The sequence below is a fragment of the Streptomyces sp. NPDC039736 genome (genome assembly GCF_055596485.1).
Genome location: NZ_JBVIUQ010000005.1, coordinates 147397 through 166121 on the forward strand (window position 1 = coordinate 147397; position 18725 = coordinate 166121).

Genomic DNA, 18725 nt, shown 5'->3' on the forward strand with positions numbered 1-18725 from the left:
TGTCCCCGACCGCTGTCGACCCTACCTCTCCGTAGACCTTCACGTCGCATCGAGTGCGGCCGTGCCGTGGCCGGAACATGACTCGACGACCCGTACTACCCGGTAATGGAGCGGGTAGTACGGGTCGTCGGGACCTTTGTCCGTATTACTCAGCGTGACCGGTGGGGGCCTTCCGGACGCGGCCGGACTCAGCCCTTGATGCTCCGCAGGGCCTTCTCCAGGAGCTTGGCGCGCTGTCCGGCGTCCGGCACGTGCTCCAGGCCGAAGCCGAGGAGCGCGGTGTCACGGGTGGTGACCGCCGCGTACGTCTGGAACAGCTCGCCGGTGCGGGCCCACGGGCCGGTCACCGCCGGGCTGCCGGCCGGGGCGGCCGTCGGCGCCCAGGCGCCGAGGGAGGTCTCGAAGCCCTCCGCGTCGCGGTCGGCGCCGCCGACGGTGAGACGGGTGTCGTCCAGGAAGACGCCGCGGCCCAGGTCGCTCGGGTCGGTGACGTAGGCCAGGGACAGCTCGACCTTCTTGCCCGCGTAGGCGCTCAGATCGAAGGAGACCTGCTTCCAGCCGCCGGAGGAACCGGTGAAGCTGTTCCACTGGCCGCTGGTGCCGCTCGCGGTGCAGCCCGCGTCGCCCCGGGTGAGGTAGCGCGCCAGGAAGGGGTGCGCCTCCAGGTAGAAGCCCTGGTCGCACTGGGCCGGGACGGTGTTCTTGGTGAGGCCGCTCTTCTCGGGCAGCGTCGTGTGGTCCTCGGCGCCCGCAGTACGGGCCTCCAGGAACGCGTGGTCGTAGCCGTTCTCGGTGTTCCAGTTGAGCGCGGCGCGCAGGGTCGGCTGGTCGGCGGCGCTGACGCCGGTCAGGTCGACGGTGCGGGTCAGGCGCTTGTACTGGCCGCTCTGACTGGTCGCGGACGCCATCCAGGAGCCCTGGTAGGGGGCGTACGGGTTGGCGATCCCGGTGTAGCGGCCCGCCTGGGCGCTCTTGAACTGCGGGAACTCGGCCGCCGGGAGCGAGTCGGAGGTGACCAGGTAGGTGCCGGGGGTGTCCAGCGGGTTGCCGGGGGCGCCCGCGAGCGGGGTGGTGAGGCCCTGCAGGCCGCCCGCGCCCGCGAAGCCGGTGGCGCCGGGGGCGTTCGCGCGGCCGTACGCGCCGAGGTAGTACTGGCTGAAGTCGTCGGTGACGGCCGGGCCGAGCTGGGCCGTGCCGCCGGCCTTCTCACCGGCCTCGACCAGCTTGCCGCCCTCGTTGAGGTACTGGCGGAGCTGGTACTGGGTCGGGCCGCCCGGGGCGTTGGCCCCGGTGTAGTGGACGACCGAGTCGAAGTGGCCGAGGACGCCGAGCGAGTGCGGGGCGCCCTGGGCGGCGACGTCCCAGGAGGTGGCGGAGCGGCCGTTGGCCTTCAGCGCGTCCACGTACTTCTGGACCTCGGTGGCCGGTGCGCCCTCCTCGGCGACCACCAGGTGGGCGGCCTTGGGGCGGTCGGCGAGCGTGTAGGTGAAGTGCTCGCTCTCGGTGGGCCTTCCGGCCTTCGTCTCGCCGGTGAACCAGACCTCGACCTTGTCGCCCGGCTCGCCGTCCTGGACCTTGGCGCGGTAGTCGTCGAAGTAGGTGTTGTCCTCGTCGCCGTAGCGCAGTCCGCCGTCCCACGGCTTCAGCGCCTGGTCGTGGACCTTGCCGCCGTTGACGCGGTACTTGAGCTCCTTGTCGCGCACCGACTTGCGGACCGTGACGTTGATCTCCTGGTCGCGGTCGCGGGCGTAGGACGTGGTGAAGGGGTCGAGCGTGAAGTCGGGGGCGTCGATGCCGACGGAGGACTTCGGCTGGTCCGGGGTGAGCGTGGTCTCGGCTATGGAGAGCGCGAAGGGGATGTTCTTCGCGAACTCCTGCTGGATCAGCTTCTCGTCGTCGGGGAAGTTGAAGCCCGACATGCAGTCGCGGGCGTTCCACCGGTCGTTCGGGTCCAGGTCGGAGATCGTCTGGCAGGTCGACATCTCGGGGGTGAACATCTTGATGCCGTTGACGTTGCCGGCGTGCCCGTCGGCCTCGCCGTTGGTGACGTACAGCTCCGAGGAGACCTGCGGGTGGTAGCCGGGAACGGCGGAGTTCTCCGGGGTGCCGGCAAGGGCCTTGAGGGCCACGTCGTCGGGGGTGGGGGTGGCGACCTGCCAGCCGACGCCGTAGAGGATCAGTTCGGCGGCCGAGTGGTAGTTGATCGCGTACTTGAAGCCGATGCGCTTCTGGAAGCGGTCCAGGGCGAGCGTCTCGGGCTCGGACATGGCCTTCGGGCCGCGGTAGGTCTCGTCCGAGGGGTCGGGGGACGAACCCTCGTTGTCGTAGCCCCACTTGTAGCCGAAGTTGCGGTTCAGGTCGATGCCGTCGCCGGTCTCGGTCCTCCCGCTGCCGTTGGTGTCGCGGAGGTTCTTGCGCCACAGCCGGACGTTGCGGTTCGTGGGGTCGGTGTGCGTGTAGTCGTAGCCGTCCGGGTTGGCGGACAGCACGAACCACAGCTCGCTCCTGTCGACGAGCCCGGTGATCTTCGCGTCCTTGCCGTACCCGTTGACGAAGTGGTGCATCAGCCGGCGGGTCATCTCCGGGGTGATCCACTCACGGGCGTGCTGGTTGGACACGTAGAGCGTGGCGGGCTTGGAGCCGTCGGCGCTGGTGCGGGCGTTCTTCGTCAGCTTGAGGGCCAGGATGTCCTTGCCCCGGACCGTCTTGCCGATGGAGACGGCCTTGGCGATGGACGGGTTGGCCTGCGCGACGGCCAGCAGCTCCTCCTGGAGGCCGCCCTTGCCGCTGTACGGGCGGAACACGCCGTCCCCGGCGGCCGCGGCCCGCGCCTTGGCCGCGGGGAGCCTGCGCTCGGCCAGGTCCACGCCCTGGGCGCGCAGTTCGGCGGCCCGCTTCTGGGTGAGGATCAGTTCGACGGTGGCGGTGCCCTTGGCCGGGACCCGCTCGCTGAGCTCGTGGGCGTCGGTGCCGGCCCGCAGGAGCAGCGGCACCTGTGCCTGGGTGACCTTCGCGTCGAAGACCGTGACGCCGTCGCCGCCCGGTGCGGTGTCTCCGGCGGGCTGCGCCTGGGCCACGGGTATCGCGGCCAGGCCGGCTATCAGCAGTGAGGATGCGGCGAGTATCGATCTCGCTCTGCGTCTCATGTGCCCCCCTTGCAGTTGTCTGTCACGTGAGTGAACAGACGTCAGAATCATGACCATTCATGGCCACGTCAAGAGCACATCAGCAACACAGAAAGCTGCCCCTGGCACCCAACTGGGCGTCAGAGGCAGCGAGTTGTGGCGGAGTCATGAATTCCGCGGCGGGGGACCCCGCGGGCTACAGGCTCGTGGCCATCCCGCCGGCCCTACCGGCCGCCAGGTCGCCGGCCACGCCGGTGGCCGCACCGCCGGCCGTTCCGGCCACCAGGGCGTCGGCCGGGCCGGCCGCCATGCCGTGCGCCGCCATCCCGGTCCCCGTCATCCCGGGCGCCGTCATCCCCGGCACGCTGCCCGTGATGCTTCCCGTCATGCCGCCGCCCGGGGCGCCGGACAGGGCGGAGTCGTCGGCGAGTGCGGCGCTGTTGGCCAGCGAGGCGGCGAGGCCCTTGGCCATCTCCTCCTCGATCTCCTCGGTCATGTCCTCGGTGAGGTTGCACTCCGTACCCGGAATGCCGAGGTCCTGCGCCCGCTTGTCGGCCATCGCCAGCAGCCGTCGGATGCGGCCGGCGACCGCGTCCTTGGTCAGCGGCGGGTCGGCCAGCGCGCCCAGCTCCTCCAGCGACGCCTGCTTGTGCTCCATGCGCAGGCGGCCCGCCGCGGCGAGGTGCTCGGGCACCTCCTCGCCGAGGATCTCCAGCGCGCGCTGCACGCGGGCCCCGGCGGCGACGGCCGCCCGGGCGCTGCGGCGCAGGTTGGCGTCGTCGAAGTTGGCGAGCCGGTTGGCGGTGGCGCGGACCTCGCGGCGCATCCGCCGCTCCTCCCAGGCCAGTACCGAGTCGTGCGCGCCGAGCCGGGTGAGCAGCGCGCCGATCGCGTCGCCGTCGCGCACGACGACCCGGTCCACGCCGCGCACCTCGCGCGCCTTGGCGCCGATGGAGAGCCTGCGGGCCGCGCCGACCAGCGCGAGCGCCGCCTCCGGGCCCGGGCAGGTGACCTCCAGGGAGGACGAGCGGCCCGGCTCGGTGAGGGAGCCGTGCGCGAGGAAGGCCCCGCGCCAGGCCGCCTCGGCGTCACAGGTGGCCCCCGAGACCACCTGCGGGGGCAGCCCCCGGATGGGCCGCCCGCGGCCGTCCACCAGGCCCGTCTGGCGGGCGAGCTGGTCGCCGCCCGCCACCACCCGTACGAGGAAGCGCGAACCGCGGCGCAGACCGCTGGGCGCCATCACCACGAGCTCCGAGCTGTGCCCGAAGATCTCCAGGATGTCCTTCTTCAGCCTGCGTGCCGCATAGCTGACGTCCAGCTCCGCCTCGATCACGATGCGCCCGCTCACCAGGTGCAGGCCGCCCGCGAACCGGAGGATCGCCGAGACCTCTGCCTTTCTGCAGCAGGTCCGGGTGACGGGGAGCCGGGAGATCTCGTCCTTCACCGCTGCCGTCATCGCCATGGGCCGATCCTTCCATGCATCCGAAAAATACGGTCGTACGCGGCTGCCAGGAGCTCCGGGTCGTGCTGGGGGGCTCCGTCGGGCCGGGCCACCGGCGCCAGCTCGACCGTCGCACCGAACCGTTTGGCGGCATCGGCGAGTGAGGGAAGGTCGGGCACGGCGGCCTGGTCGGCCAGCACCACGTCGAGGGCGAGTTTAGGGGCGTGTCGGGCCAAAACCTCCAAATGACGTTGCGGTGAAAAGCCCTCGGTTTCGCCTGGCTGGGGTGCCAGATTGAGGGACAGGATCCGCCTCGCCTTGGTCTCCACCAGGGCATCCAGCAGTTCCGGCACCAACAGGTGGGGGATCACCGAGGAGAACCAGGAACCGGGTCCGAGAACCACCCAGTCGGCGTCACGGACCGCGGCCACCGCCTCCGGAACGGCCGGCGGATCGTGCGGTACGAGATGCACCGACTGCACCTCGCCGGGGGTCAGCGCGACGGTCGCCTGGCCGCGCACGGTGTCGATGTCGTCGGGGCGCTCGGGGTCGTGGCCGCGGACGAGCGCCTGGAGCTCCAGCGGGACCGCGGACATGGGCAGCACCCGGCCGTGCGCTCCCAGGAGCCTGCCGACCAGGTCCAGGGCCTGCACGTGGTCGCCGAGCTGCTCCCAGAGGGCCACGATCAGCAGGTTGCCGACCGCGTGCTCGTGCAGGTCGCCCTTGGACTGGAAGCGGTGCTGGATGACGCGCGACCAGGTCTGCCCCCAGTCGTCGTCCCCGCACAGGGCCGCGAGGGCCTTGCGCAGGTCGCCGGGGGGCAGCACGCCCAGCTCCTCCCGGAGCCGGCCGCTGGAGCCGCCGTCGTCGGCGACGGTGACCACGGCGGTCAGGTCGCCCGTGATGCGCCGCAGCGCGGTCAGCGACGCGGACAGGCCCATGCCGCCGCCGAGGGCGACGACCTTGGGCGTGGCGCCGCGCCTGCCGCGTGCGGCGCGCGGGGACGGCTCGCCGCCCAGCGCGGAGGTGACCCTGCGCAGGCGGTGCAGCCGGACGGTGCGGTTGGTCACTCGCGCCCCATGTCCCGGTGGACGACGACGGTCTCGACGCCCTCGGTGGACAGGCGGGCGGCCAGCTTCTCGGACATGGCGACCGAGCGGTGCTTGCCGCCGGTGCAGCCGACCGCGATGGTGACGTAGCGCTTGCCCTCGCGGCGGTAGCCGGTGGCGATGAGCTGGAGCAGCTCGGTGTACCGGTCCAGGAACTCCTTGGCGCCGGGCTGGTTGAAGACGTAGCCCGCCACCTCCTCGTTGAGGCCGGTGAAGGGGCGCAGCTCGGGGACCCAGTGGGGGTTGGGCAGGAAGCGGCAGTCCACCACGAGGTCGGCGTCGACGGGCAGGCCGTACTTGTAGCCGAAGGACATGACGGTGGCGCGCAGCTCGGGCTCCTCGTCGCCGGCGAACTGGGCGTCCATCTTGGCGCGCAGTTCGTGGACGTTGAGGCTGGAGGTGTCGATCACCAGGTCGGCGTCGCCGCGCAGCTCGCGCAGCAGGTCGCGCTCGGCGCCGATGCCGTCGGTGATGCGGCCGTCGCCCTGGAGGGGGTGCGGGCGGCGGACCGACTCGAAGCGGCGGACCAGGGCGTCGTCGGAGGACTCCAGGAAGACGATGCGCCGGTGGACGCCCTTGGCGTCGAGGTCGGCGAGGGACTCGCGGAGGTTGTCGAAGAAGCGGCGGCCGCGGACGTCGACGACGACGGCGATGCGGGCCACGTTGCCCTGGGAGCGGGCGCCGAGCTCCACCATGGTGGGGATCAGCGCGGGCGGCAGGTTGTCGACGACGAACCAGCCGAGGTCCTCCAGGCACTTCGCGGCCGTGCTGCGGCCGGCCCCGGACATGCCGGAGATGATGACCAGCTCGGGGATGGGCGTCTCGGCGGCCTCGGCGGTCTCCCGCTTGATGCCCGTACTCACGTGTGCTCCGTCTCGGTCGGTGGCCGGCCCGGTGGGGTCCGGTGCGGGGCCCGGGTGGTCTGCCGGGGCCGGTGCGGGGCCCCGGTCAGGCTCTGGGCTGCTCTGCTGCGGTGTGCTGCTCATGTGTGCTTCCCCCGTTCGGTGACGGGGCGGCCGCGGGTGCGGCTGCCTCGTCCTCCTCAATGATCTCTCCTGTCGCCGTGTTCACAGCGGGTGCGGCCGGGGCCGCCGCTGCGAGGGCGGCGGCGACGGTCTCGGCCGTTCTGCGGCCCACCCCCGGAACCTCGCAGATCTGATCAATTGTGGCGGATCGGAGCTTCTTCACCGAACCGAAGTGCTTGATGAGCGCCTGCTTGCGGGTCTCGCCCAGCCCCGGCACGTCGTCCAGGGGCCCGGCCCGGAAACGCTTGGCGCGCTTGGTGCGCTGGTAGGCGATGGCGAAGCGGTGGGCCTCGTCACGTACCCGCTGGAGGAGGTAGAGGCCCTCGCTGGTGCGCGGCAGGACCACCGGGTCGTCCTCGTCCGGCAGCCAGACCTCTTCGAGGCGCTTGGCGAGGCCGCAGACCGCGACGTCGTCGATGCCCAGCTCGTCCAGGGCCCGCTGGGCGGCCGCCACCTGCGGCTGTCCGCCGTCCACCACCACGAGCTGCGGCGGGTAGGCGAAGCGCTTGGGCCTGCCGTCGTCCTCCTGGAGCTGCTCCTCGGAGATCTCGCCGCCCATGAGGTCGCCGGTCTTCTCCTTCGCCGACAGGTAGCGCTTGAAGCGGCGGGTGATCACCTCGTGCATGGACCGGACGTCGTCCTGGCCCTCGAAGGACTTGATCTCGAAGCGCCGGTACTCGCTCTTGCGGGCGAGGCCGTCCTCGAAGACCACCATGGAGGCCACCACGTCGTCGCCCTGGAGGTGCGAGATGTCGTAGCACTCGATGCGCAGGGGCGCACCGTCCAGCCCGAGGGCCTCGGCGATCTCCTCCAGGGCCCGCGAGCGGGTGGTCAGGTCGGAGGCGCGCTTGGTCTTGTGCAGGACCAGGGACTGCTGGGCGTTGCGCTGGACCGTGGCCATCAGGTCCTTCTTGTCGCCGCGCTGCGGGATGCGCAGCGAGACGTTGGAGCCGCGCTTGGCGGTCAGCCACTGGTTGACGGCGACGGTGTCGTCGGGGAGCGCCGGGACGAGCACCTCCTTGGGCACCGCCTCGCCGCTCTCCTCGCCGTAGAGCTGCTGGAGGGCGTGCTCGACGAGGCCCGCCGTGTCGACGTTCTCGACCTTGTCGGTGACCCAGCCGCGCTGGCCGCGCACCCGTCCGCCGCGCACGTGGAAGATCTGCACGGCCGCCTCCAGCTCGTCCTCGGCGAGGGCGATCAGGTCGGCGTCGGTGGCGTCGTTGAAGACGATCGCGTTCTTCTCCAGGGCGCGCTTCAGCGCCCCTATGTCGTCGCGCAGCCGGGCGGCCTTCTCGTACTCCATGTCCTCGGCGGCGATCACCATCTGCTGCTCGATGCGCTTGAGGTACGTGCCGGTGCGTCCGGCCATGAAGTCGCAGAAGTCCTCGGCCAGTTCCCGGTGCTCCTCGGGGGTGACCCGGCCCACACAGGGGGCGGCGCACTTGCCGATGTAGCCGAGCAGGCAGGGGCGGCCGATCTGGGCGGAGCGCTTGAAGACGCCGGCGGAGCAGGTGCGCACGGGGAAGACGCGCAGCATCAGGTCGACGGTCTCGCGGATCGCCCAGGCGTGGCCGTACGGGCCGAAGTAGCGCACGCCCTTCTTCTTGGGGCCGCGCATCACCTGCACGCGCGGGAACTCCTCGTTCATCGTCACCGCGAGGTGCGGGTAGCTCTTGTCGTCGCGGTACTTGACGTTGAACCGGGGGTCGAACTCCTTGATCCAGGAGTACTCCAACTGGAGCGCCTCGACCTCGGTGGCGACGACCGTCCACTCCACGGACGCGGCGGTGGTCACCATCGTGCGCGTGCGCGGGTGGAGGTTGGCCAGGTCCTGGAAGTACGAGGACAGGCGCGGGCGCAGGCTCTTGGCCTTCCCGACGTAGATCACCCGGCGGTGTTCGTCGCGGAAGCGGTAGACCCCCGGCGAGTCGGGGATCTGGCCCGGCTTGGGACGGTAGCTGGAGGGATCTGCCATGGGTGCAGCCTACTTGCGGGCACTGACAGCCGGGACGCCCCGGTGGGGCGTCCCGGCCGTGTGGCGGTGCCGGTTATGCGTGCGTGCGCCTGCGCAGCCGTACGGCGGCGAGTCCCGCGGCGGCGAGGAGCACGGCCGCTCCCCCGGCGGCCACGGGGGCCGCGGGGGCGCCGCCCCCGGAGGCGCCGGTCTCCGGGGCTGCGGGGGCGGCGGGGGCCGCGTAGCCGCCGGCCTTGCCCTGCCGGGCGTAGGCGGTGCCGGGGAGCTTGTCGGCGTAGGCGGCGTGGACGCGCTGCTGGTAGGCGGCGAGGGTGGAGCCCCGGGCGCCGACGGCCCGGGTGGCGTCCTCGTCGAGCGGCAGCACGCGGGTGGCGTCGTGGACGTACCAGGCGTCGATCTGGGGCTCGCGGAAGACGGTGCCGCCCGGGAGGGCGCGTGCGCCAGCGGCGGCGTAGCGGGTCTCGTCGTCGCCGGTGGCGATGTTCACGACCTTCCAGACGCCCTTGTCCGGCGCCATCCACACGGAGGCCTGCCGGCCGTCCGAGGACACGGCGGTGGTGGCCATGAAGTCCAGCCTGGAGGCCGCGGCCCCCTTCTTGCCCGCGACGAACTCCGCCGAGAGCGTGTGCACCGGCACGGTGGCGTCCTGGACGCGGGGGGCGGCGGCGCGGGCGAGGGCTCCGTCCCGGGCGAAGAAGCGCGACAGGGTGTCCAGGGTGGCGGGCGCGGTGGCCGCCCGGTGGGCCAGGGCGGCGGGCGTCTCGTCGGCCGCGGCCTCGGCGGCGGCGCCCAGCAGCAGGGTGGTGGTGACGGCGGCGAGGGCGGCTGTTCTGAGGTGCTTGGCGTGCGGTGTCACGGCGTCACGCCCCGATCTTGTAGAGCGAGTGGGTCCAGGAGAACTCGTTGTTGTTCACGTACCAGTCGTGCGAGGCCCAGTTGTAGCGGCTGCTGGTCTTCCACGGGTCGCCCCAGTAGACCCAGTCGTTGGCGGTGTCGTAGCCGTAGATCACGTGCATGTGGCCGCCGCCGCTCGACCACTGGATGCGGGTCTCGACCGGGCGGTCGGCGGATATCTCGCTCTGCACGGTCGGGTAGCGCAGCCAGCCGGTGACGTAGGAGCCCGGGTTGACGCCCGCCCAGCGCAGGCCGGTCTGGACGTTGCCCAGGGTGGCCTGGTTGTTGGGGCAGGCGGTGTTCTGGTTGCGGTTGAAGGCGGCGTTGCAGAACTGGTTCTGGCTGTAGGAGCGGCCGAACCAGGTGGCGATGGTGTTGCCGGCGGCGGCCCAGCACCAGTTGGTCTTCTCCTGGGCCTGCATGGTGATGTTCAGGCGCTTGGCGGCGAGCAGGGGCGCCGCCGCCGGGGCCGCGTCCTGCCGGGCGGCCGCGGCGGGCCGGTCGACGGGCACGGGTGCGGCGGTGGCGGTCGCCGTGGGGACGGCGAGCAGCAGGGCGGCGGTCAGGACGGCCGGGGAGAGCCGTCTGAGGGCCGTACGGGGACGGGTGTCGCTTCGATCGCGCATCGCGTTCCTCCCGAGGCGGGGGGTTGGGGCCTCCCCTGCTCACGGACTGGCGAGCTGGGGGGAGGGCGGAGGAGCGCGTCCGGACGCTGTTGAGGAGCATCGGGTGTTGTCGAGTGCAGGTCAACACGCTTCAATGCGGGGTGACGCGGAGCTGTGAACGCGGTGGCCCCGATGTGAACGGACCGCTTCCGTCCACCAGCCCGCTTCACCGACGGCGGCGCGGCGGTGCGGTGTGCCTCCGTGAACGTTCACTGCCAGCGGAGGAGCCGTGATGCGGCAGCACCCGACACCGGAAGCCGACGACCTCGTACCGGCGCGGGCCGATCTGGAGCAGTTGCTGCGGACCGGGCCCTTCCACCTGGCGCTGCGGGCGGCCCTGCAACTGCGCGGGCTGCCGTTGCAACGCGTCCGCCACCACCTGGCGGGGCGGGGCATCACCGTCGGGGTGACCAGCCTCAGCTACTGGCAGCAGGGGGCGCGCCGGCCCCAGCGGCCGGAATCGCTGCGCGCGGTGCGGGAGCTGGAGGGGGTGCTGGGGCTGCCTGCCGAGTCGCTGATCCGGCTGCTGGTGGCGGAGGGGGCGGAGGGCGAGCGGCCCCAGGGCCGTGCGTACCGGGCCCTGGTGGAGGCGTCGGGCTCGGTGGAGATGCTGCTGGCGGAACTGGAGTCGCCGGTGGACGGCGGTCTGCACACCGTCGGCCATCAGGAGCGGGTGCGCATCGGGCCCGGCCGGGAGCTGGTGGGGCGCGACTCCCAGCACGTGGTGCGGGCGCACCGGGACGGCGTGGACCGCTATCTGGCGGTGCACCACGGCGACCCGGGCTGCGACCCGTCCCGGGTGCGGGTGCGGGCCGGGGACAACTGCCGTACCGGGCGGGTGCGGTGGCACCGGGAGAGCGGGCTCGTCGTCGCGGAGATGCTGTTCGACGCGCGGCTGCGGGCCGGGGACACGTACTTCTTCGCGTACGGCTTCGAGGACGGCACCGGCGGGACCTGCGTCGAGTACGTGCGCGGTTTCCGCTTCGCGGGCGGGCAGTACGTGCTCCAGGTGCGCTTCGACGAGCGGGCGCTGCCGGTGCGGTGCCGCCGCTTCGCCCAGGCGTCGGCCGGGTCGCCGAGGGTGGGGCGGCAGGATCTGACGCTGAGCGGGCGGCACGGCACGGTGCACTTCGTGGAGCAGGGGGTGCGGCCGGGGAATCTGGGGGTCGACTGGGACTGGGAGTAGCTCCGGACCGTTTCTGATCGGTTCAGGGCTCTGGGAGGCGACCGGACGCGATCGGTTCGGGCTGCCGGGAAGTGACCGACTGCGACCGGGTCGGGCGACCGGGTCGGACGGGTGCGGCCCCCGGGAAGTGACCGGCCGCGGCCGGTTCGGGCGACCGGGTCGGACGGGTGCGGTCCCCGGGAGGTGACCGGCTGCGACCGGTTCAGGCGTCCGGGCCCGCGATCAGCTTGCCGTCCTTGACCTTGACCGGGACGGCCGGCAGCGGCGCGGTGGCGGGGCCCTTGAGCGCCTGGCCGGTGGTGGTGTCGAAGCGGCTGCCGTGGCAGGGGCAGTTGCCCTCGTTGCCCTCGACCCGGTCGAGCTCGCAGCCCGCGTGGGTGCACTGGGCGCTGAACGCCTTGTACTCGCCCTTCTTGGGGCAGCTCACGACGACGCGCTGCTCCCTGTACAGCTTGGAGCCGCCGACCGGCACCGCCGCCGGGTCGCCGAGGTCGAGCGGCGCCGTCGGGGTCGGCGTCTGGGCGTGCCCGAGCTTGGACTCGGTGGAGCAGGCGGCGGCGCCGAGCCCGGCGGCCCCGGCGAGGGCGACGCCCTTGAGGACGGTGCGGCGGGCGGCGGACGGGATGCCGGACATGGGGCTCTCCACGGGTGCGGTGCGGGCGGGCGGCGGCATCGCGCGGCCACGGGCGGGCGGCGGTGCGCGGTGCCGCATCGACGATACCCGCGGGGCGGGTGGGGACGGTGCGCCGGGGAGCACGTCGGACCACGGCTGACGCGAACGCGTCAGGCATCCGGCAGGGTCTCCGGGAGGTCCTGGTCCGGCACGCCGGGCGGCACCGCGGGGCAGGACGTCCCGTCGTCCGGGAGAGTGCCGTCGACCAGATAGGCATCCGCCTTCTCGCGGACGCACGGAGAATTGGCGTACGCGCCGTGGCCCTCCCCCTCGTACCGCAGCACGACCGCCTTGCCGAGCCGCTTCGCGGTCTCCTCGGTCCACCGGTACGGGGTGGCGGGGTCGCCCCTGGTGCCGATCAACAGGACCTCGGGGCCGCTGATGTTCTCCAGCTTCCGGATGTAGTCCGTGCCCGCGGGCCAGCCGGTGCAGGAGAACGCGCCGCCGATCATGTCGCGGCCGAAGTCGGGGGACGCCTGGTCGAACTCCTTCTCCGCTGCGGCGAGTTCCTCCTCGGTGAGGGGCGTGCGGTCGGGGTCGTCGGCGCAGTTGACGGCCAGAATGGCTTCGTCGGCGTTGCCGGGCGCGTCGGCGAGTTCGTTGAGTTCGACGAGGACCGAGGGGTCGCGGTTCCGGTCGATCTCCGCGATGCCGAACGCGAGCGCGCCCCAGGCCTGGGGGACGTACATGGACGTGCTCATCGCGCCGCGCAGGTCCGCCACGGTGAACGCGGTTCCGTCCGGGGCCTTCAGCGGGGCTTCGGAGAGGGAGGCGACGACCCGGTCCACGGTGCGGGTGGCGTCCGCGACGGTGCCGCCGAGCGGGCAGTCCTCCGGGTACCGCTCGGCGCAGGTCGCCAGGAAGGTGTCGAAGGCCTGCTGGAAGGCGCGGGCCTGGTTGAGCCCGGAGACCCGGGAGCTCTCGGTGAGGGTGTCCACGGCGTCCAGGACGAGCCGCCCGGACCGGTCGGGGAACTGGGCCGCGTACACCGAGCCGAGCCGGGTCCCGTAGGAGATGCCCATGTAGTTCAGCTTCCGCTCGTCCAGCGCCTGCCGCAGGACGTCCATGTCGCGGGAGACGTTGACGGTGCCGACGTGCGGCAGCAGCTTGCCGGTGTGCCGGGCGCAGGCGGCGGCGACGGCCTCGGCCTCCTTGACCAGCGCGCCGGCGTCGAGCCGCCGGTCGCCGGACGGCGTCCGCGGGGCGCCGTCGCCCTCCGCCAACTCCTCCTCGGCCTCCTTGCCGCAGTCGACGGGCGAACTCCGCCCCACCCCCCGGGGGTCGAAACTGACCAGGTCGTAACGCCTGCCCAGGCTCTCGTACGTGTCCCTGGCCTCGGCCAGCGTGGTCACGCCGGAGGTGCCGGGGCCGCCGAAGTTGAACACGAGGGAGCCCTTGCGGCCGGTGTCCGCGCCGGTGGCGCGGTAGCGGCCGACGGCGAGGGCGAGGGTGCCGAGGTCCGGTTTCGCGTAGTCGATCGGGACGGTGAGACGGGAGCACTCCATGCCCTTGAGGGCGGTGCCGCCCCGGGGCTGCTCCTCGGCGGCGCAGTCGCCCCAGGTGAGCTTCTGCTCGTAGAAGCGGGCGAGGTCGGGAGCGGTGTCGGCGGCGACGGCGGTGGTGGTGCTCGCGGCGAGCAGGAGGGCGGTGCAGGTGAGGGCGGTCGCGGTGCGGCGTGGGTGCATCCGGGTGTGCCTTTCGCGAGGCGGGCCCCCGGAATCAGCCTATGAGCACCGACGACGGCACGCAGCGCGGCGAAGGCGTGCCCCAGGGCCCCGGGGGCGGCTGCGGGCAAGGAGCGCCCCGTCAGGGGTGCGGGGAACCGCACGGGCGACCACGGCGCACCCGCGCCGACGCGCGCACGGGACCCCCGTGCCGGAACAGCAGAGCGGGCCCGGGAGCCCCCGAAGGGACCCCCGGGCCCGCGCCCGAGCACCGTACGACCGGGAAGGATCAGGCCTTGCGAGCCCTCGCGGTGGCCTTCTTCGCCGGGGCGGCAGCCTTCTTCGCCGGGGCGGCAGCCTTCTTCGCCGGCGCCGCGGCCTTCTTCGCCGCCGTCTTCCTGGCGGCCGGCTTCTTCGCGGCGGCCTTCTTCCGCCCCGCCCCCGCAGGCGAGGCGTCGCTGATCCGGCTCGGGTCGAGGATGTCCCGCAGGAACTTCCCGGTGTGGCTGGCGGGCACGCCCGCCACCTCTTCCGGCGTCCCCTCGGCGACGACCAGGCCGCCGCCCTTGCCGCCCTCGGGGCCCATGTCCACGACCCAGTCGGCGGTCTTGATGACGTCGAGGTTGTGCTCGATGACGATCACCGAGTTCCCCTTCTCTACGAGCCCCTCGAGGATCTTGATGAGCTTGCTGATGTCCTCGAAGTGCAGACCGGTGGTCGGCTCGTCCAGGATGTAGACGCTCCGCCCCGACGACCGCTTCTGGAGCTCCGCCGCCAGCTTGACGCGCTGCGCCTCGCCGCCGGAGAGCGTGGTCGCGGCCTGGCCGAGGCGTACGTACCCGAGACCGACCTCGTTCAGGGTCTGGAGGTACCGGGCGATCGAGGTGACCGGCTCGAAGAACGCCAGCGCCTCCTCGATCGGCATGTTGAGCACCTCGGCGATGTTCTTGCCCTTGTAGTGCACTTCGAGCGTCTCGCGGTTGTACCGCGCGCCGTGGCACACCTCGCACGGGACGTAGACGTCCGGCAGGAAGTTCATCTCGATCTTGATGGTGCCGTCGCCGGAGCAGTTCTCGCAGCGGCCGCCCTTGACGTTGAAGGAGAACCGGCCCTGCTGGTAGCCCCGGACCTTCGCCTCCGTCGTCTCCGCGAACAGCTTGCGGATCTTGTCGAAGACTCCGGTGTACGTCGCCGGGTTGGACCGCGGGGTGCGGCCGATCGGCGACTGGTCGACGTGCACGACCTTGTCGAGGAGCTCGTCGCCCTCCACCCGGGTGTGGCGGCCCGGAACGCTGCGCGCGCCGTTCAGCTCGCGCGCCAGATGCGTGTAGAGGATGTCGTTGACCAGCGTCGACTTGCCGGAACCCGAGACACCGGTGACGGCGGTCAGCACGCCCAGCGGGAAGGTGACGTCGATGTCCCGCAGGTTGTTCTCCCGCGCCCCGTGCACCGTGAGGTGGCGCGCCGGGTCGACGGGACGGCGTACGTCCGGAGTCGGAATGGCCCGCTTGCCGGACAGGTACTGCCCGGTGATCGACTCCTTGTTGGCCAGCAGGCCCTTCAGGGAGCCGCTGTGCACGACGTTTCCGCCGTGCTCGCCGGCGCCGGGGCCGATGTCGACGATCCAGTCGGCGACCTTCATCGTGTCCTCGTCGTGCTCGACGACGATGAGGGTGTTGCCCATGTCGCGCAGGCGCACCAGCGTCTCGATGAGGCGGTGGTTGTCGCGCTGGTGCAGGCCGATGGACGGCTCGTCCAGGACGTACAGCACGCCCACCAGGCCCGACCCGATCTGGGTGGCGAGCCGGATGCGCTGGGCCTCGCCGCCGGACAGGGAGCCCGCCGGGCGGTTCAGCGACAGGTAGTCCAGGCCCACGTCGACCAGGAAGCGCAGCCGCTCGTTGACCTCCTTGAGGACGCGCTCGGCGATCACCTTGTCCCGGTCGTTCAGCGTGAGCTGCGCGAGGAAGTCGGCGCACTCGCTGATCGACATCGAGGAGACCTCGGCGATGGACTTCTCCATCACCGTGACCGCGAGGATCAGCGGCTTGAGGCGCGTGCCCTGGCAGGTGGGGCAGGGCACCTCCCGCATGTAGCCCTCGAAGCGCTCGCGGCTGGAGTCGCTGTCGGACTCCGCGTGCCGCCGCTTCACGAACGGCAGTGCGCCCTCGAAGGAGGTGGTGTACGCGCGCTCGCGGCCGTAGCGGTTGCGGTAGCGGACCTCGATCTGCGTCTTGTGGCCGTGGAGCAGCGCCTTCCTGGCGCGCTGCGGCAGGCCCGCCCACGCCATCGAGGTGCTGAAGCCGAGCTCGCTCGCGAGGGCGTTGACCAGCCGGGCGAAGTAGTCCTTGGTGTGTCCGTGCGACCAGGGGTGGATGGCGCCCTCGTCCAGGGACTTCTCCGGGTCGGGGACGATCAGCTCGGGGTCGACCTCCATGCGCGTACCGATGCCGGAGCAGTCGGGGCAGGCGCCGAAGGGCGAGTTGAAGGAGAAGGAGCGCGGCTCCAGCTCCTCGAACGACAGGTCGTCGTACGTGCAGTACAGGTGCTCGGAGTACATCCGCTCGCGGTCGGGGTCGTCCGCGTCGAGGTCGACGAAGTCGAGGATCACCATGCCGCCGGAGAGCCCGAGGGCGGTCTCCACGGAGTCCGTGAGGCGGCGCTTGGCGCTCCCCTTCACGGTGAGGCGGTCGATGACCACCTCGATCGTGTGCTTCTCCTGCTTCTTGAGCGTGGGCGGCTCGCTGAGCTGGACGGTCTCGCCGTCGACCCGGGCACGGCTGTACCCCTTGGTCTGGAGCTCGGCGAAGAGGTCCACGAACTCGCCCTTGCGCTCGCGCACCAGCGGCGACAGCACCTGGAAGCGGCTGCCCTCCGGCAGCTCCAGCACCTTGTCGACGATGGCCTGCGGCGACTGCCGGGCGATCGGGCGGCCGCACTCGGGACAGTGCGGCTTGCCGATGCGGGCGAAGAGCAGGCGGAGGTAGTCGTAGACCTCGGTGATGGTGCCGACCGTCGAGCGCGGGTTGCGCGAGGTCGACTTCTGGTCGATGGAGACGGCGGGCGAGAGACCTTCGATGAAGTCCACGTCCGGCTTGTCCATCTGGCCGAGGAACTGCCGCGCGTAGGAGGAGAGCGACTCGACGTAGCGGCGCTGCCCCTCGGCGAAGATCGTGTCGAACGCGAGGGAGGACTTGCCCGAACCGGAGAGTCCCGTGAAGACGATGAGGGAGTCGCGGGGGAGGTCCAGCGAGACGTTCTTGAGGTTGTGCTCGCGAGCGCCACGAACGATGAGACGGTCGGCCACGCCGGTTCGCACCTTTCTGGAGAAGAAAGCAGGGTGCCGAGAAGCAGGCTGCTGAGACGGGGGTGCCCGTATGGGCGGTCCCCTGTGCCACAGAGGACGCCGAGCCCTCGGGCACCGTTCCTTTCAACGGCGACGGCGGGCTCGGATGTTCCCTTCGAGCGTATAGCACGTACATTCGATTATTGGCCACATGGCATCGGCTTCACCCGAACGAGTGGTCGCGCCTTGCGCGGCCGCCTATCGTCTGCCCCATGAATGATCATGCGCACGATCTGGCCCTGCTGAGCGATGCCACGGACCGCCTGCTCGCCGACGCCGCCGCCCTGGACGACGACGCCGTCGCCCTGCCCTCCCGCCTGCCCGGCTGGAGCCGCGGTCATGTGCTGGCGCACCTCGCCCGCAACGGGGACGCCCTCCAGAACGTCCTCGCCGGCCGCCCCATGTACGTCAGCGCCGAGGGCCGCGACGCGGACATCGAGCGCGACGCCCCGCGCCCCCTGGACGTGCAGCTCGACGACGTCCGCGCGACCGCCGACGGCTTCCGCCGGGCGGCCGAGGCGTACGACGACTGGAGCCGCACCGTCGAGCTGCGCAACGGCGTCACGGACGCGGCGTCGCGCATTCCGTTCCGGCGGCTGATCGAGATCGAGCTGCACCATGTGGACCTCGGGATCGGCTACGAGCTGGAGGACCTGCCCGAGGAGTTCGTGCAGCGCGAGATCGAGTTCCTCGCCGACCGCTTCGGACGGCACGCGCAACTGCCGTCGATCGGCCTGAAGGACCGGGCGGGCCGGGTGTGGACCACTGGCGGCGGACTGGAGGAGCACGTCTCCGTCGAGGGCGCCGCACCCGACCTCGTGGGCTGGCTGGCGGGCCGCCGCGACGGCGGGGCGCTCACCGTCACCGGCGGGGCCCTGCCCGTACTGCCGCCGCTGTGACGGCCGCTATAGGCTGCCCGGTATGACGTACAGCGGAGCGGTGAAGGTCGGCGGACCTGCGGACGTGCACGAGCTCAAGGACCTGATGATCTCCAAGGTCGCGGTCGGGTCGATGAACAACAACGCGTATCTGCTGCGCTGCCGGGACACCGGCGAGCAGATGCTGATCGACGCCGCGGCCGAGCCGCACACCCTGCTGTCGCTGATCGGCGACGACTCGATCGCCTCCGTCGTCACCACGCACCGGCACGGCGACCACTGGCAGGCCCTCGCCGAGGTGGTCGCCGCCACCGGTGCGCGCACGCTCGCCGGGCGGTACGACGCGGAGGGCATCGAGGTGCCCACCGACACCCTGCTGGAGGACGGCGACACCGTGCGGGTGGGGCGCGTGGAGCTGACCGCGCGGCACATCGTCGGGCACACCCCGGGCAGCGTCGTCCTCGTGTACGACGACCCGCACGGCCACCCGCACGTCTTCACCGGCGACTGCCTCTTCCCGGGCGGCGTGGGCAACACCTTCGGCGACGCGGCCGCCTTCGTCTCGCTGCTCGACGACGTCGAGGCGAAGGTCTTCGCCCCGCTGCCGGACGAGTCCTGGGTCTACCCGGGGCACGGCGACGACACCACGCTCGGGGACGAGCGCCCGCACCTGCGGGAGTGGCGCGAGCGCGGCTGGTAGCCCCTGGCGGACGGCTCCGCACCGTCACGCACTCGTGACCGCAC

At 71.9% G+C, this 18725-nt stretch carries 12 protein-coding genes and 1 pseudogene; 3 read left to right on the forward strand and 10 right to left on the reverse strand.

The window, feature by feature from the left end; genetic code table 11:
* Positions 1–188: 188 nt before the first annotated feature.
* The 7 genes and pseudogenes from ACZ56L_RS17360 to ACZ56L_RS17390 all read right to left on the reverse strand — a co-directional run bounded on the left by ACZ56L_RS17360 (position 189) and on the right by ACZ56L_RS17390 (position 10195).
* Positions 189–3146 carry a M14 family metallopeptidase gene (locus ACZ56L_RS17360; protein WP_471064823.1) on the reverse strand — a complete coding sequence of 986 codons (2958 nt, stop codon included), beginning with the start codon at positions 3144–3146 and terminating at the stop codon, positions 189–191.
* Between the two features lie 460 nt (positions 3147–3606).
* Positions 3607–4587 (reverse strand): annotated as a pseudogene (gene whiA / locus ACZ56L_RS17365) (DNA-binding protein WhiA); the annotation flags it as partial.
* Positions 4578–5636, reverse strand: a complete 1059-nt coding sequence (locus tag ACZ56L_RS17370; protein WP_345224100.1) for a gluconeogenesis factor YvcK family protein — start codon at positions 5634–5636, stop codon at positions 4578–4580. The gene ACZ56L_RS17370 and the pseudogene whiA, both read right to left, overlap by 10 nt.
* A complete protein-coding gene (gene rapZ / locus ACZ56L_RS17375; RefSeq protein WP_380836921.1) occupies positions 5633–6661 on the reverse strand; it encodes an RNase adapter RapZ in 1029 nt (342 codons plus the stop codon). Before rapZ ends, ACZ56L_RS17370 begins: the two co-directional genes overlap by 4 nt.
* Entirely contained in the window at positions 6624–8675 is a 2052-nt protein-coding gene (uvrC, locus tag ACZ56L_RS17380; protein ID WP_471064825.1) for an excinuclease ABC subunit UvrC, read from the reverse strand. The genes rapZ and uvrC overlap by 38 nt, the downstream gene beginning before the upstream one ends.
* A gap of 73 nt (positions 8676–8748) precedes the next feature.
* On the reverse strand, positions 8749–9531 hold the full coding sequence (locus ACZ56L_RS17385; RefSeq protein ID WP_471064827.1) for a hypothetical protein: 783 nt from the start codon (positions 9529–9531) through the stop codon (positions 8749–8751).
* Between the two features lie 4 nt (positions 9532–9535).
* The gene (locus ACZ56L_RS17390; protein WP_468684114.1) at positions 9536–10195 is read right to left on the reverse strand and encodes a papain-like cysteine protease family protein; all 660 of its coding nucleotides are present in this window, start codon (positions 10193–10195) and stop codon (positions 9536–9538) included.
* Between the two features lie 271 nt (positions 10196–10466).
* Between ACZ56L_RS17390 and ACZ56L_RS17395 the strand changes: the two genes are divergently transcribed.
* Complete coding sequence (locus ACZ56L_RS17395) at positions 10467–11420, forward strand: hypothetical protein (RefSeq protein ID WP_345224093.1); 954 nt, start codon at positions 10467–10469, stop codon at positions 11418–11420.
* A 202-nt stretch (positions 11421–11622) separates the two neighbouring features.
* Here the strand turns inward: ACZ56L_RS17395 and ACZ56L_RS17400 are convergent, their stop codons facing one another.
* From ACZ56L_RS17400 to uvrA, 3 genes are all read right to left on the reverse strand, one after another.
* The gene (locus ACZ56L_RS17400; protein WP_345224091.1) at positions 11623–12054 is read right to left on the reverse strand and encodes a Rieske (2Fe-2S) protein; all 432 of its coding nucleotides are present in this window, start codon (positions 12052–12054) and stop codon (positions 11623–11625) included.
* 149 nt (positions 12055–12203) lie between these two features.
* Positions 12204–13778, reverse strand: a complete 1575-nt coding sequence (locus ACZ56L_RS17405; RefSeq protein ID WP_471064830.1) for an alpha/beta hydrolase — start codon at positions 13776–13778, stop codon at positions 12204–12206.
* A 268-nt stretch (positions 13779–14046) separates the two neighbouring features.
* Complete coding sequence (uvrA, locus tag ACZ56L_RS17410) at positions 14047–17064, reverse strand: excinuclease ABC subunit UvrA (protein WP_471064832.1); 3018 nt, start codon at positions 17062–17064, stop codon at positions 14047–14049.
* A gap of 251 nt (positions 17065–17315) precedes the next feature.
* Between uvrA and ACZ56L_RS17415 the strand changes: the two genes are divergently transcribed.
* A complete protein-coding gene (locus ACZ56L_RS17415) occupies positions 17316–18002 on the forward strand; it encodes a maleylpyruvate isomerase family mycothiol-dependent enzyme (protein WP_401757749.1) in 687 nt (228 codons plus the stop codon).
* 22 nt (positions 18003–18024) lie between these two features.
* Positions 18025–18681: an MBL fold metallo-hydrolase gene (locus ACZ56L_RS17420; protein ID WP_468684100.1), complete on the forward strand. Its 657-nt coding sequence runs from the start codon at positions 18025–18027 to the stop codon at positions 18679–18681.
* Positions 18682–18725: the final 44 nt, after the last annotated feature.